General features: G+C 71.3%; 17 protein-coding genes. 9 read left to right on the plus strand and 8 right to left on the minus strand.

The window, feature by feature from the left end; all coding sequences use genetic code 11:
- Nucleotides 1–18: 18 nt before the first annotated feature.
- Both AVL59_RS44840 and AVL59_RS44845 read right to left on the minus strand, forming a co-directional pair.
- The gene (locus AVL59_RS44840; RefSeq protein WP_067315971.1) at nt 19–294 is read right to left on the minus strand and encodes a DUF4031 domain-containing protein; all 276 of its coding nucleotides are present in this window, start codon (nt 292–294) and stop codon (nt 19–21) included.
- Nucleotides 295–301: 7 nt separating this feature from the next.
- On the minus strand, nt 302–685 hold the full coding sequence (locus AVL59_RS44845; RefSeq protein WP_067315973.1) for a hypothetical protein: 384 nt from the start codon (nt 683–685) through the stop codon (nt 302–304).
- Nucleotides 686–740: 55 nt separating this feature from the next.
- Here AVL59_RS44845 and AVL59_RS44850 point away from each other — a divergent pair, with 55 nt between their 5' ends.
- From AVL59_RS44850 to AVL59_RS44865, 4 genes are all read left to right on the plus strand, one after another.
- Nucleotides 741–1,646, plus strand: a complete 906-nt coding sequence (locus AVL59_RS44850) for a MurR/RpiR family transcriptional regulator (protein WP_067315975.1) — start codon at nt 741–743, stop codon at nt 1,644–1,646.
- A gap of 134 nt (nt 1,647–1,780) precedes the next feature.
- Nucleotides 1,781–2,710: an N-acetylmuramic acid 6-phosphate etherase gene (murQ, locus tag AVL59_RS44855; protein WP_067315976.1), complete on the plus strand. Its 930-nt coding sequence runs from the start codon at nt 1,781–1,783 to the stop codon at nt 2,708–2,710.
- 16 nt (nt 2,711–2,726) lie between these two features.
- Nucleotides 2,727–4,109 carry a PTS transporter subunit EIIC gene (locus AVL59_RS44860; protein ID WP_067315978.1) on the plus strand — a complete coding sequence of 461 codons (1,383 nt, stop codon included), beginning with the start codon at nt 2,727–2,729 and terminating at the stop codon, nt 4,107–4,109.
- 30 nt (nt 4,110–4,139) lie between these two features.
- Nucleotides 4,140–4,370: a hypothetical protein gene (locus tag AVL59_RS44865; RefSeq protein WP_067315980.1), complete on the plus strand. Its 231-nt coding sequence runs from the start codon at nt 4,140–4,142 to the stop codon at nt 4,368–4,370.
- 2 nt (nt 4,371–4,372) lie between these two features.
- On the opposite strand, the gene AVL59_RS44870 is transcribed toward AVL59_RS44865, so the two are convergent.
- Nucleotides 4,373–5,050, minus strand: a complete 678-nt coding sequence (locus AVL59_RS44870) for a class I SAM-dependent methyltransferase (protein WP_067315981.1) — start codon at nt 5,048–5,050, stop codon at nt 4,373–4,375.
- A gap of 112 nt (nt 5,051–5,162) precedes the next feature.
- Between AVL59_RS44870 and AVL59_RS44875 the strand changes: the two genes are divergently transcribed.
- A complete protein-coding gene (locus AVL59_RS44875) occupies nt 5,163–5,735 on the plus strand; it encodes a hypothetical protein (RefSeq protein WP_067315983.1) in 573 nt (190 codons plus the stop codon).
- A gap of 14 nt (nt 5,736–5,749) precedes the next feature.
- On the opposite strand, the gene AVL59_RS44880 is transcribed toward AVL59_RS44875, so the two are convergent.
- The 4 genes from AVL59_RS44880 to AVL59_RS44895 form a co-directional block, all read right to left on the minus strand.
- Nucleotides 5,750–7,300, minus strand: coding sequence for a carboxylesterase/lipase family protein (locus tag AVL59_RS44880; protein WP_067315985.1), 1,551 nt, complete (start codon nt 7,298–7,300; stop codon nt 5,750–5,752).
- 76 nt (nt 7,301–7,376) lie between these two features.
- A complete protein-coding gene (locus tag AVL59_RS44885; RefSeq protein ID WP_067315987.1) occupies nt 7,377–8,504 on the minus strand; it encodes an NADH:flavin oxidoreductase in 1,128 nt (375 codons plus the stop codon).
- Nucleotides 8,505–8,646: 142 nt separating this feature from the next.
- Nucleotides 8,647–8,874, minus strand: coding sequence for a hypothetical protein (locus AVL59_RS44890; RefSeq protein ID WP_067315989.1), 228 nt, complete (start codon nt 8,872–8,874; stop codon nt 8,647–8,649).
- On the minus strand, nt 8,871–9,104 hold the full coding sequence (locus AVL59_RS44895; protein ID WP_067315991.1) for a hypothetical protein: 234 nt from the start codon (nt 9,102–9,104) through the stop codon (nt 8,871–8,873). The genes AVL59_RS44890 and AVL59_RS44895 overlap by 4 nt, the downstream gene beginning before the upstream one ends.
- Nucleotides 9,105–9,219: 115 nt before the next feature.
- Between AVL59_RS44895 and AVL59_RS44900 the strand changes: the two genes are divergently transcribed.
- The 4 genes from AVL59_RS44900 to AVL59_RS44915 all read left to right on the plus strand — a co-directional run bounded on the left by AVL59_RS44900 (nt 9,220) and on the right by AVL59_RS44915 (nt 12,066).
- Nucleotides 9,220–10,059 (plus strand): helix-turn-helix domain-containing protein, encoded by an 840-nt coding sequence (locus AVL59_RS44900; RefSeq protein ID WP_067315993.1) that lies wholly within the window; start codon nt 9,220–9,222, stop codon nt 10,057–10,059.
- On the plus strand, nt 10,043–10,246 hold the full coding sequence (locus AVL59_RS44905) for a DUF397 domain-containing protein (RefSeq protein WP_079147292.1): 204 nt from the start codon (nt 10,043–10,045) through the stop codon (nt 10,244–10,246). Before AVL59_RS44900 ends, AVL59_RS44905 begins: the two co-directional genes overlap by 17 nt.
- 261 nt (nt 10,247–10,507) lie before the next feature.
- The gene (locus tag AVL59_RS44910) at nt 10,508–11,335 is read left to right on the plus strand and encodes a hypothetical protein (protein WP_067318524.1); all 828 of its coding nucleotides are present in this window, start codon (nt 10,508–10,510) and stop codon (nt 11,333–11,335) included.
- A 59-nt stretch (nt 11,336–11,394) separates the two neighbouring features.
- On the plus strand, nt 11,395–12,066 hold the full coding sequence (locus tag AVL59_RS44915; RefSeq protein ID WP_079147293.1) for a Uma2 family endonuclease: 672 nt from the start codon (nt 11,395–11,397) through the stop codon (nt 12,064–12,066).
- Between the two features lie 90 nt (nt 12,067–12,156).
- On the opposite strand, the gene groL is transcribed toward AVL59_RS44915, so the two are convergent.
- Entirely contained in the window at nt 12,157–13,779 is a 1,623-nt protein-coding gene (gene groL, locus AVL59_RS44920; protein WP_067315996.1) for a chaperonin GroEL, read from the minus strand.
- Nucleotides 13,780–13,963 lie beyond the last annotated feature (184 nt).

Genomic DNA, 13,963 nt, shown 5'->3' on the forward strand with positions numbered 1-13,963 from the left:
GTCCTCGCGCGCGCCTGTCTACGTCCGCCTCTCCCGGCGCCCCTTCCGCCTGCGCAGTCCGGACCTCAGCAGCAGACTCACCACCTCGCGGCTGCCGACCTCCACCGCCCCGGCCGCCACCGCGTCCGCGTACCGGTGGGACGGGAGATCGTAGTGGTCGCGTTCGAAGGCCCGACGGGGTACGCCCAACTCCTCGGCGAACAGGTGCAGTTCGGCGTACGACACATCGCTCACCAGGTGCGACCACATGCGTCCGTGGCCGGGCCAGGACGGCGGGTCGATGTACACCGTCACGGGCGCCTCACGAGGACGCCGTCCCGCCCGTGGCCCGCCCCAGCGCGCCCACCGCGGCGACCTTCACACCCGCCTTGTGGCACACCCAGTGGGGATCGGGTCCCAGCTCCGGCTCCACGTCCAGCGCGTGCGGGTCGCCCGAGCCGCACACCGGGCACAGCGGCCAGCGGCCGTGCCGGTCCAGCAGGGAGTCCTGCACGTCCTGCGCGATCAGCCCGGCCACGTAGTGGACGCCGTCCGGCCACTGCTCGACCCACCAGCGCCGCTGGGAGACGGACTCCTCGACCATGGAGACCACGTCCGCGTCGGCGACATCGCCCGCGACCAGGTCGGCGAGCACCAGCGCGCGGGCAGCGTGCAGCGCCTGTTCAAGCGGGCTCAGGGACTCCATGCTCCCATTGTGCGCACTCTTGACCGCGCCGCCGAAACGAAAATATCTTTCATGAGTGACCCAGGACGCGAAGGAAATTTTCGGCAGTCCGGGCGGTTCGCTCGCCGCCAAGGTGCGCACGCTCGCCCCTTCCATGACCCGGTCCATGCAGCGCGTCGCCGAGGCCGTCGCGGGCGACCCCGCCGGCTGCGCCGCCCTCACGGTCACCGGCCTCGCCGAGCTCACCGGCACCAGCGAGGCGACGGTCGTGCGTACCGCGCGCCTGCTGGGCTACCCCGGCTACCGCGATCTGCGCCTCGCCCTCGCGGGCCTCGCGGCGCAGCAGCAGTCGGGCCGCGCGCCCGCGATCACCACGGACATCGCGGTGGACGACCCCATCGCCGACGTCGTCGCCAAACTGGCCTACGAGGAGCAGCAGACCCTCGCCGACACGGCCGCCGGACTCGACACCGTCCAGCTGGGCGCGGCCGTCTCCGCGCTGGTGGGCGCCCGCCGCACCGATGTGTACGGCGTGGGGGCGTCCGGTCTGGTCGCCCAGGACCTCACCCAGAAGCTGCTGCGGATAGGGCTCATAGCCCATGCGCACAGCGATCCGCATCTCGCGGTGACCAACGCGGTGCAGTTGCGGTCCGGCGATGTGGCGATCGCGATCACGCACTCCGGATCGACGGGGGACGTCATAGAGCCGCTGAGGGTCGCCTTCGAGCACGGGGCGACCACGGTCGCGATCACCGGGAGGCCCGACTCGCCCGTGACGCAGTACGCCGATCATGTGCTGACGACGTCCACTTCTCGGGAGACTGAGCTGCGGCCCGCCGCGATGTCCTCCCGGACCAGTCAGTTGCTGGTGGTGGACTGTCTGTTCGTGGGGGTCGCCCAGCGGACCTATGACAGTGCGGCGCCCGCGTTGGCGGCGTCCTACGAGGCGTTGGCGCATCGGCACCGGAGTGCTTCGCGATAGACCGTGGAACTGACTGTTGGGGGGATCTGCGGGTCCGTTCCGGCTGGGCGCGCCCCGCGGAGGAGCCGCAGATCGAACACAGCCCCGCGCCCCTGGGGAATTGACCCGCCCTGAACTGGAGAGAGCCGCCCCCCATGACCTCCGCCCCCCGTCGGCTGCAAGCCGAACTCGCCGCTCTGACCACCGAAGCCTTCCGTCCGGAACTCGCCGAGATCGACCGGTTGCCCACCCTCGACATCGCCCGCCTCATGAACGGTGAGGACGCGGGGGTGCCCGCCGCCGTCTCCGCGCGGCTGCCGGAGATCGCCGCCGCCATCGACGCCGTGGCCGAGCGCATGGCGCGCGGAGGGCGGCTGGTGTACGCCGGTGCCGGTACCGCGGGCCGGCTCGGTGTCCTCGACGCCTCCGAGTGCCCGCCCACCTTCAACACCGATCCGGCGCAGGTGGTCGGCCTGATCGCGGGCGGGCCCGAGGCGATGGTGACCTCGGTCGAGGGTGCCGAGGACTCCAGGGAGCTGGCCGGCCGGGACCTGGACGCGCTCAAGCTCACCCCGGACGACACAGTCGTCGGCGTCTCCGCCTCCGGCCGCACCCCGTACGCCGTGGGCGCGGTCGAGCACGCCCGCGCGCTCGGAGCCCTGACCATCGGCCTGGCCTGCAACGAGCACAGCGCGCTCGCGGCCGCCGCCGAGCACGGCATCGAGGTCGTCGTCGGCCCCGAGCTGATCACCGGATCCACCCGGCTGAAGGCGGGCACGGCACAGAAGCTGGTGCTCAACATGCTGTCGACGATCACGATGATCCGGCTCGGCAAGACCTACGGGAACCTGATGGTCGACGTGCGCGCCTCCAACGAGAAGCTGCGCGCCCGCTCCCGCCGGATCGTCGCGCTGGCCACGGGAGCGTCCGACGAGGAGATCGAGCGGGCGCTCACCGAGTCGGGCGGCGCGGTGAAGTGCGCCATCCTGACCGTCCTCGCCGGGGTCGACGGCCCGACGGCCGCCCGCCTTCTGGAGGAGTCCGGCGGCCATCTGCGTGCCGCGCTGGCGATCGCGGGCACCTGACCCGCACGCTCGGGGCGTGCGCAACGACCCCGCCTCCACCGCAACCGCCGTCCTCGCCCGGGTCGGCGGCCCCGCGAACGTCGTCTCCGTCGCCCACTGCGTGACCCGGCTCCGGCTGGGCGTCGCGGATCCGGCGGCGGTGGACGAAGAGGGGCTGCGGGCGCTGTCCGGGGTGCTCGGGGTGGTGGTGGACGGGGAGTCGTCCTTGCAGGTCGTGCTGGGGCCGGGCGTGGTCGACGAGGTCACGGCGGCGGTGCGGGCCCAGGTCGGCGAGCGGCCGGTGGACACCGCCGCCCAGGTGAAGGAGCGGCTCCGGCAGCGCAACGCCACCCCTTTCAAGACCATTCTGCGCCGCATCGCCGCCGTCTTCGTACCGCTCATCCCCGCCCTGATCGGCTGCGGCATCCTCGCCGGTCTGGGCGGGCTGCTGGTCAACGCCGGCTGGCTGCCGGGCCTGACCCCGGCCCTGGCCGCCGTCGCCTCCGCGTTCATGGCGCTGATCGCGGTGTTCGTCGGGTACAACACGGCGAAGGAGTTCGGGGGCACACCCGTGCTGGGCGGGGCGGTGGCGGCCGTGGTCGTGTATCCCGGCGTGGCGAAGGTGACGGCGTTCGGGGTGCAGCTGGCCCCTGGCCAGGGCGGGGTGCTCGGCGCGCTCGCGGCGGCGCTGCTGGCGACGCGGGTGGAGAAGTGGTGCCGGGGCCGGGTGCCGGGCGCGCTGGACGTCCTGCTGACCCCGACCGTGACCGTCCTCGTCTCCGGCCTGGTCACCCTCTACGGCCTGATGTACGCGGCCGGCGTGGTCGCCTCGGCGATCGGTACGGCGGCCGACTGGCTCCTGACGACCACGGGCGCCTTCGCCGGGCTGATCCTGGGCGGCCTGTTCCTGCCCCTGGTGATGCTGGGCCTGCACCAGGCGCTGATCCCCATCCACACCACCCTCATCGAGCAGCAGGGCTACACGGTCCTGCTCCCGCTGCTGGCGATGGCGGGTGCGGGGCAGGTCGGCGCGGCCCTCGCGGTGTACGTCCGCCTGCGCCACGACACGTCGTTGCGTACGACGATCAGGTCGGCGCTTCCGGCGGGCCTGCTCGGCGTGGGCGAGCCCCTCATCTACGGGGTGTCGCTGCCGCTGGGCCGGCCGTTCGTGACGGCCTGCGCGGGCGGAGCGGCCGGCGGGGGATTCGTCGGGTTCTTCGCGATGCTCGGGGACAAGGTCGGGGCGACGGCCATCGGCCCGTCGGGCTGGGCCCTGTTCCCGCTGCTGGCGGGCAACCGGGGACCGGGAGTGACGGCGGCCATCTACGGAGGCGGGCTGCTCACCGGCTACGCGGTGGGCTTCGCGGCGACCTATCTCTTCGGCTTCGCACGCCGCCCCCGTGTGGCCGCACCCGCGTGACGTCCGGCCCGACCGGTCGTTCCCCCGGGCATGATGAAGAAACTCCTGGTCACCGCCTTCCTCGCCACCTCCGTCGCGGCCCTGGCCGCCCCCGCTCACGCCGACGAGGGCGAGTACGACATCCGAGCCGTGAAGTGTGCCGAGAACTTCGCGCTGCTTCCCGTCCTCCAGCCGATCTCACCGCTGTCGTTCGCGGCCGGTGGTCTCGCCGCCATCCCCACGTGCACGACGGGCAGCGCCGTCGGCCAGATCAACGGCTGACGTCAGCGGCCTGACGGGGTGGTGGGGGCGCGCCAGACGAGGGTGTAGCGCCAGAAGAGCCGGCGCCGCATCCGGGCGCCGGGGAGGAGGCGGCGGGCCTCGCGGGACATCTCGGCGAAGGTCATCTCGGGGGCCCGGGTGGGGGCGGTCATGGAGACCGGCAGGGGTCTGGCCCGTCCCCGGTTCTTCAGCCAGCCTGTGGCCGCGTTGAGGGGCAGGGCGAGCAGGCCGAGCGTATGGTCCCCGGGGCTGTCGGCCCGGGCGCAGCCGACGACGACCAGGGTCCCGCCCGGGGCCAGTTCCTCACGGAACCGGGCCAGGGTGTCGGCGAAGGGGAGGTGGTGGAGCACGGCGACACAGGTGATGACGTCGTAGGGGCCGGCCGGGAGAGCGTGCGGGGCCTCGGCCAGGGTGTAGGTGACGGGGGCGGAGGGAGCGGTCGACTCCCGTGCGCGCTCCAGGATCGCCCGGTCCGCGTCGACGGCATGGACCGTCCCCGCGCGTGCGGCCAGCAGCCGGGCCAGATCGCCGCTGCCGCAGCCCACGTCCAGCGCGGATCCGAAGCGGCGGGGCAGTCGCCGTAGCAGCCAGGGGTGGTAGTGGGCGTTGTGCGACCACGGGTGCGCGGCGTTGAAGCGGGTCAGGGCGGCGAGCAGGCGGGCCGTGAAGGTCGTCGTCACGGCCCCAGTCCAGCACGTGCGCCGCACGCCCGGTGACTCAGTACCATCGGTTTCACACCGGACTCGGAGGAACTCAGGGACCACGAGGAACTCAAGGACTGCGCAGGCCGACATGAACCACGCCCAGCTCACCGCCCTCGGTCGAGCCCTCCGGCTGCTCGGGGAGCACGGGGAGGCCCTCACGGCCGACGCCCCGGACGCCCGGCTGCACGAGATCAAGGCCGATCTGCGGCGGGCCCTCGACCTGCTGGAGGAGAGCGTCGGGGTCGGCGCGGCCACGACCCGGTGCCCCGAGCATCCGCACGGGCCCGTCGACGAGAGCGCCCCCGACCTGTGTCTGCTCTGCGAGACCAGGCGCCGGGCCGCCCGCCGCTCGGAGTTCCAGGGCAGCAGGCCGCACGCCGTCGAACCCGCCGCCACCGCCCCCTCCCGGTACGGTGTGCGCGCCGACCGTCCGCAGCCCCAGCAGCGATGGCTGCCGGAGGCGTGGAACGGGCGCGAGTGGCAGCTGTGCGGCACGCCCCGGCGGGACCGGCGGGAGGCCGAGGCGTATCTGGCCGCTCAGCGGCGCGGGTCCCGGCCCGCCATGGCGTACCGGCTCGTGCACGAGTTCACCGACTACGAGGTGCTGCGGATCTGGGGGACGCCCGTCCAGGTCGACATCGAGCCCTTGGGCAACCTCTAGGCCGGGGGCGTCCTTCAGGGCAGCAGCGGCAGGGGGAGGAATTCATGCCCTTCCCATAGGCGCCTGCTGGTCTCCCTCGGGTACGCCGTGACCGTCGGCTCCGCGTCCAGGACCTGTACCAGGCGTTCCGCGGTGTCGTAGGCCGGCCAGCCCGGGTCGCCGGTCCTGGCGAACGACGTCCACGAGCGGCGGAAGCGGGAGGAGAGCTCCTCCGCCTCGGCGGGTACGTCCGCTCCGGCGAAGAGCAGGACTCCCAGGTCGGCGCGGAACGTGCCGAAGAGCAGGGGGATGTCCAGGGCGTGGCAGGCGCCGAGGGCGCCGCCGTTACCGGGTGCCGTCCAGGCCAGTTCGTAGACGTGCGCGCTGCCGCCGCCCGCCCGCTGGGCCTCGGCGAGGTGCAGGGACGGCATCGCGAACAGCCAGTCGGTCTGCACGCGTTCGTACAGGTCGGCGGGGGTGGCTTCGGGGAAGGCCGCGCGGTAGGCCCGCTCGCCCGCCTCGCCGCCCGGGGCCAGCAGCCGCAGGATGCCCGTCGTCTGCTCCTCCGTGATCTTGTCGAGCAGGCCGGCCATCACCAGGAACAGGCGGAACTCGTCACGGTTGTGGCCGACCAGGAGGTCCACGTCCCTGGCCGCGCCCGCCGCGAGAGCCTGCCAGGGGGTGGTGGGCAGGATGTCGCCGTCGACGACCGGGGCGAACGGGGTGGCCGTGGGCGCCGCCTGGCCCCACCGGTCCCGGTACCCGGGCATCTTGGCGCCCAGCGACTGGCCCGCACTGGTGAGACGGAGGGGATCCACCGCCGCCAGGTCGGCCGCGGTCGGCCGGTGGCCCACCTCGGCCGCGAGGGCCGCCGCCATGTCGCGTGCCAGCTCGTCGGAGAAGAACGTGCCCGGCATGCTCTGCGCCACGGCCCGCCGGAACAGGCCGCGGGCCCTCGGCATCGCCAGCAGCGAGGCCACCGAGCCCGCTCCGGCCGACTCGCCGAAGACGGTGACCTGCTCCGGGTCACCGCCGAACGCCGCGATGTTCGCCCGCACCCATTCCAGGGCTGCCACCTGGTCGAGCAGCCCCCGGTTCGCCGGTGCGCCGTCGAGACGGGCGAAACCCTCTGTGCCCACCCGGTAGTTGAAGGTGACGACCACGACATCGCCGTCTCGGGCGATGTGCTGTGCGTCGTAGCCCGGCTGGCCGGCGTGGCCCATCCTGAAGGCTCCGCCGTAGATCCACACCATCACCGGGCGGGCGGACGACGGGTCGGGGTCGGGGGTCCACACGTTCACCGTGAGCCAGCCGACGCCCGTCGGGTCCGGTGCCGGGACGTCCTTGCGGCCCGTGATGCCGGGCTCCTGCGGAGGCGGCGGGCCGAACGCGGACGCCTCCCGGGTGCCGTCCCAGGCCCTTGCCGGACGCGGGGCCTGGAAACGGGCTTCGCCGACGGGCGGTTCGGCGAAGGGGATGCCCCGGAAGACCGCCAGACCGTCCTCGCGGCGGCCGCGCACCGCCCCGGAGGCGGTGCGCACCACGGGTCCGGCGGTCTCGGTCACGGGGGCCTGGGACTCACTCATCGTCACGCTCGCTCCTCACTGGTCATGACGAGAACGCACGACGACGATCACAAGTGCCCAGGCCCGTCCGACCGCGTCAGCTCAGCGTCTTGACCGCGGCCGCGTCGTACGGCTTCAGCTCCTCGAAGCGGTCGGCCAGCACCTTGGCCGCCCACTCGGGGTCCTGGAGCAGCGCACGGCCGATGGCGACCATGTCGAACTCCTCGGCCTCCAGGCGGTCCAGGAGGTTGTCGATGCCCTTGACCTCGGAGCCCTCGCCCTGGAAGGCGTTGAGGAAGTCGCCGTCGAGGCCGACCGAGCCGACGGTGATGACCTGCTTGCCGGTGATCTTCTTCGTCCAGCCCGCGAGGTTCAGGTCGGAGCCGTCGAACTCGGGCAGCCAGTAGCGGCGGGTCGAGGCGTGGAAGACGTCCACACCGGCGGCGGCCAGCGGCGTGAGGATCGCCTCCAGCTCCTCGGGGGTCTCGGCGAGGCGGGCGCCGTAGTCCTGCTGCTTCCACTGCGAGTACCGGAAGATGACCGGGAACTCGGGGGAGACGGCCGCGCGGACGGCCGCGGCGATCTCCGCCGAGAACTTGGCGCGGGCCACCGGGTCGCCGCCGTACGCGTCCGTGCGGCGGTTGGTGCCCGCCCACAGGAACTGGTCGAGGAGGTAGCCGTGGGCACCGTGCAGCTCGACGCCGTCGAAGCCGATGCGCTCGGCGGCGGCAGCGGCCTCGGCGAACGCGGCGATGACATCGTCCAGGTCCTGCTGGGTCATGGCCTTGCCGGTGGCCTCGGCGCCCTCGGTGACGAGACCGGACGGGCCCATCGCGGGAGCGTCCGGGTAGGGGGCGTCGCCGTCCTTGCGGACCATGCCGATGTGCCACAGCTGCGGGACGATCGTGCCGCCCGCCTTGTGCACCTCCTCGGCGACCTTCGCCCAGCCCGCCAGCTGCTCCTCGCCGTGGAACCGGGGCACACGGTCGCTCTGCCCTGCCGACTCATGACCGACGTACGTACCCTCGGTGACGATGAGCCCGACACCGGCGGCGGCACGGCGGGCGTAGTACGACACCACGTCCTCGCCGGGGACGCCGCCCGGCGAGAACATGCGGGTCATCGGGGCCATCACGATCCGGTTGGGGACGGTGAGTCCGTTGAGCGCGATGGGCCGGGAGAGTATCTGGGCTGCGCGGGAGGCGGGGGGCGTGGTGACGGTCACGTGGGGGGCTCCTCGTGAAGGGCTGCTTAACCGGCGGGTATGTGCACACGCATTGGTGCATCTCCTTAAGTAAACCCTCCTTGCGGCATCCCGCATTCCGCACGCCGGAACACCGCACTGTGATCCCGGACACGCCCCGGCATCAGGGCAGCTCAGCGGGTGGGCGCGAGCGGGTGTCCCGGTTCAGCCGCCGCACCTTTTCCCGCAGCACCTCGTCCGGCGCCACCTCCCCCAGCCCGTCCGGCGAACAGTCCCATTCCCGCCCACCGCCGATGGGACGCAACTGCACATAACCCCCTACGCGCGCCATGACCTCACCGATCCGCCCGGTCCGTACGTCGACGGCGTACGTCCCGATCTCCCCGGTCACGCACCGCCACCCGGCCGCCGCAGCGCCGCCGCCAGCCGCGAGGCCACGCCCAGGTTGCAGCGGCCCAGGTCGACGAGGGCGTACGGGTGGCCGTGGGCGCCGGTGACCGGGTCGATCCGCAGCGACGGGAGGATGATCCCCGCCTCGTGCAGGGCCGCACGCAGCCGCTCGACAGCCTCCTCAGCCGACCGAGCGGGCCGCTCGCCCGCCATCGTTTCCTTCGCCTCCATTGCGCCAATCCCTCCACGCTGAGTGTTCGCTTTCACCACACAGCGTGGCCGTCGGCGCTCTAACCTGGCTAGATACGACGCCCCAACAACCCCTGCTGTCAGACCGGGAGTTGCCATGGCAGGACCGAAGGACCTCGACCCGTCGTCATCGCCGCGCGCGCTCCTGGGCGCGGAGTTGCGGCACGCTCGCGAGAAGGTCGGGATAAGCCAGGAGGAGCTGGGCCAACGGTTGTTCGTGAGCGGGTCATTCATCGGGCAGCTGGAGGCGGGGACTCGGCGGATGCAGGCGGAGTATGCGCGGATGCTGGACGAGGCGCTCAGGACCGGGGGTTTCTTCACTCGGAACTGCAAGGCGGCGGCCAAGTCGAAGTATCAGGAGCACTTCGCGGAGGCGGCGGAGGCGGAGACTCACGCCACGTCGATCAGGCAGTACACACCGCTGCTCATTCCCGGACTGTTACAGACGCCCGCCTACGCGCGTGCCGTGAACCACGCGTACGACCCGACGACACCGAAGGAAACCATCGAGCAGTGGGTGGACAACAGGATGGCGCGAGCCCGGTTGCTCGACCACCCAACGAAGCCGCTGTTGTGGGTGGTGCTTGACGAAGCGGCTTTGCGCCGAGAGACCGGCGGCCGGGCTGTGATGGCAGAGGCCCTGCGTCACATCGGCGGCCTGGCCCAACAGGGCCGGGTCATCGTGCAGGTGCTGCCACTCAACGCGGGTGCGCACACAGCGATGGAGGGCGCCCTGAAACTGATGGACTTCGAAGACGCTCCTCCCCTCGTCTACCTGGAAGGAGTCCGCACGGGACGCCTGGAGGACGACCCTGCCACCGTCACCCAACTGAGGTTCGTGTTCGACCTCCTCGTGGCCTCCGCGCTCGCGCAGGACAAGTCCCTGGCTCTGATCAAGGCGTTGGCGGAGGATTACGCCCATGAGGAACACCCCTGACCTGAGCACGGCCATATGGATCAAGTCGAGCTACAGCGGCAACGCCGACAACTGCCTGGAAGTCGCCGTCGGCCACCCCACCCTCATCCCCGTCCGCGACTCCAAGACCCCCCACGGCCCGAAGCTCGTGTTCCGGGCAGAGGCCTGGTCGGCGTTCGTCGAAGACCTCAGGAGCCTCGACGCTTGAGCCTCGGGCATCGAGCCCCGAGACCCTTTTCCAAGGAACGGGTGGAGGGTCTCAACCCACCCTCCCACCCGGCGAGTTGACTTGACGCGTTCGGCTTGCGACGCACCGTGACGATCCTTTAGCGTGCCCGCATAACGAACAACCCCCGCCAGGTGCTGGAACACCTGCGGGGGTCTGACCGACGAGATCGAAGGAAGCGATCCCGTGGCTGACGCCAAGCTTAATGCTGCCCCCCTGCCCGCGCACGCGCCCCCGCACCCGATGGCCAATCCGGGTTACGGCAAGCGCTCGGCACCTGACCAACTCCCCCGAACCACCCACGACTTCGCACACTTACCGCCCCGCGAAGCCGCCATCGCCGCGTACATCGACCGCCTTCCCGGCGGCGCCGACATCTCCGTGAAGACACTGGCCAAGACGCTCCCGTACGGCCAGTGCGCGCTCCGTACGGCGCTCAACCGCCTCCAGGCGGCAGGGCACTTGAGGCGAGGAAGGGAGCGGCTGGAGACCGACTCGGGCGGCTCGCGCTGGATCACCCGATCGTGGTGGTCCCGTACCGCGCGTGACGACAGTTGGTGGGCGTCGTTCACACGCGGCGACGTACCCGAACCGGAACAGCCACAGGACGAACGCGCCCGCCCCACCCGCTCCCGCGCCCACATCCTCCTCGCCGCCCTGGGTCGTACGGCCCCGGTCCTGTCCCTCTCCGCCGCCGACTGCGCCGTACTCGCCCCGCTGGTGGAGGAGTGGTTCGCGCGCGGGGCCACCGAGAAGACGCTGCTGACCGCGCTGACCGCAGGTCTGCCGACGCCCGTCCACAGCCCGGCGGCCCTGCTCCGCCGCCGGTTGACCGACAAACTCCCGCCGGAACCACCGGCCCCACGCCCACCGCGCCGAGTGCTGGAGTGCGCGGAGTGCGGAGTACCGGGGCGCCCGGAAGCGCTGCCGGGGGGCGTGTGCGGCGGCTGCCGAGGCGAACGCGCCCCCGCGCACCCTCGTACGCCCCTGCCCGCCCCCGCAGTCCACGCCCGCGTGGGCGAGATCCGGGCTGCCATGTCCGTACGACGACGCGAAAGGACACCCGCATGACCGCTCCTACGGTCCGACGACACCACCCCGGGGCACGATGGAGGGGAGGAGGCGAAGCCATGACCCCCAGCACCGCCGAACGCCCGCAGATGCCCATCGAGGACTTCGAGCAACTCGCCAGCGTGGCCCCGGAGGGCGTGCGGCTCGAATTGGTCGACGGGCGAGTCCGCACCAAGGACCCGCTCAGCGTCGAGGACTTCGAGGAACTGGAGCGCCGGGCGCCGGAGACCGTCCGGCTTGAGTACATCAACGGAAAACTAGAGGTCAAGGCCATGCCGGACGGCAACCACCGGGAGATCCTCGTCTGGCTGCAGGAGCAATGCATGCAGCATCGCCCTGACCTCCGCGTCTATGGCGAGTCCGGCGTCAAGACCGAGGCCTACCGCAAGGGCCGCGCCCGCACGGACGGAGCCGTCGCTCCCAAGGGCCACTTCAAGGGGCACCGCGAGTGGTCCGCATCTGACGGCATCCTCGTGGCGGTCGAGATCACCTCCCACGACCGGGACACCCACCAGCGCGATCGCATCGACAAGCCCGTCGGCTATGCGACAGTCGACATCCCTGTCTGCCTTCTCATCGACCGCGACAACCGCACAGTCGTCGTGTACAGCGAACCGAAGGACGGCCGCTACCAACAGTCCTCCTCCTACCCGTGGGGATCAACCGTCGAGCTGCCGCCCCCCATGGGGATCACCCTCGACACCGAGGAACTCAAGGACTACGCGGACTGAGCCCCACACGCGCCCGAGGGCGGCACCCCCAGCCAGAAGCTGGAAGCACCGCCCTCGGTCCGAAGGACAGGCGATCAACCGTCAGGTCGATCAGAAGTCCATGTCACCGCCCGGCATGCCGCCGCCGGCCGGCGCGGCGGCCTTCTCCGGCTTGTCGGCGATGACGGCCTCGGTGGTGAGGAACAGCGCGGCGATGGAGGCGGCGTTCTGCAGGGCAGAGCGGGTCACCTTCGCCGGGTCGATGATGCCCTCGGCGATCATGTCGACGTATTCGCCCGAGGCGGCGTTCAGACCGTGGCCGACGGCCAGGTTGCGCACCTTCTCCACGACGACGCCACCCTCGAGACCACCGTTGACGGCGATCTGCTTCAGCGGGGCCTCCAGCGCGAGCTTCACGGCGTTGGCGCCGGTCGCCTCGTCACCCTCGAGGTCCAGCTTCTCGAAGACCGAGGAGGCCTGCAGCAGGGCCACGCCACCACCGGCGACGATGCCCTCCTCGACGGCCGCCTTCGCGTTGCGGACGGCGTCCTCGATGCGGTGCTTGCGCTCCTTGAGCTCCACCTCGGTGGCGGCACCGGCCTTGATGACCGCGACACCGCCGGCGAGCTTCGCCAGGCGCTCCTGCAGCTTCTCGCGGTCGTAGTCCGAGTCGCTGTTCTCGATCTCGGCGCGGATCTGGTTGACGCGGCCGCCCACCTGCTCCGAGGAGCCGGCGCCGTCGACGATGGTGGTCTCGTCCTTGGTGATGACGACCTTGCGGGCGCGGCCCAGGAGGTCCAGGGTCGCGTTCTCCAGCTTGAGGCCGACCTCCTCGGAGATGACCTCGCCGCCCGTGAGGATGGCGATGTCGCCGAGCATGGCCTTGCGGCGGTCGCCGAAGCCCGGGGCCTTGACGGCGACGGACTTGAAGGTGCCGCGGATCTTGTTGACGACCAGGGTCGACAGGGCCTCGCCCTCGACGTCCTCGGCGATGATCAGCAGCGGCTTGCCCGACTGCATGACCTTCTCAAGGAGCGGGAGCAGGTCCTTGACCGAGGAGATCTTGGAGTTGGCGATGAGGATGTACGGGTCCTCGAGCGCCGCCTCCATGCGCTCCATGTCGGTCGCGAAGTAGGCGGAGATGTAGCCCTTGTCGAAGCGCATGCCCTCGGTGAGCTCGAGCTCCAGACCGAAGGTGTTGCTCTCCTCGACGGTGATGACGCCTTCCTTGCCGACCTTGTCCATGGCCTCGGCGATCAGCTCGCCGATCTGGGTGTCGGCGGCGGAGATGGACGCGGTGGAGGCGATCTGCTCCTTGGTCTCGACGTCCTTCGCCTGCTCGAGGAGGGCGGCGGAGACGGCCTCGACGGCCTTCTCGATACCGCGCTTCAGAGCCATCGGGTTGGCGCCGGCGGCGACGTTGCGGAGGCCTTCCTTGACCAGGGCCTGGGCCAGGACGGTCGCGGTCGTCGTGCCGTCACCGGCGACGTCGTCCGTCTTCTTCGCGACTTCCTTGACCAGCTCGGCGCCGATCTTCTCGTACGGGTCCTCGAGCTCGATCTCCTTGGCGATGGAGACACCATCGTTGGTGATCGTGGGGGCGCCCCACTTCTTCTCGAGGACGACGTTGCGGCCCTTGGGGCCGAGCGTCACCTTCACGGCGTCCGCGAGCTGGTTCATGCCGCGCTCGAGGCCGCGCCGCGCCTCCTCGTCGAACGCGATGATCTTGGCCATGTGAAGTGGTCCCTCCAGGACTGGGGGTGATTCCTTCGGACCGCGCCCGCGCCCGCGACGGACGGCTCGCCTGCCTCGTGGTTCCTTGCCCCACCCGGCCTGCGGGCCTCACCGACCCGGTCCTTCGTTGTCACTCTCACCTTCAGAGTGCTAACGCCAATGATTAGCACTCGGCATGGTCGAG

The sequence above is a fragment of the Streptomyces griseochromogenes genome, from assembly GCF_001542625.1.
Lineage (GTDB): Bacteria > Actinomycetota > Actinomycetes > Streptomycetales > Streptomycetaceae > Streptomyces > Streptomyces griseochromogenes.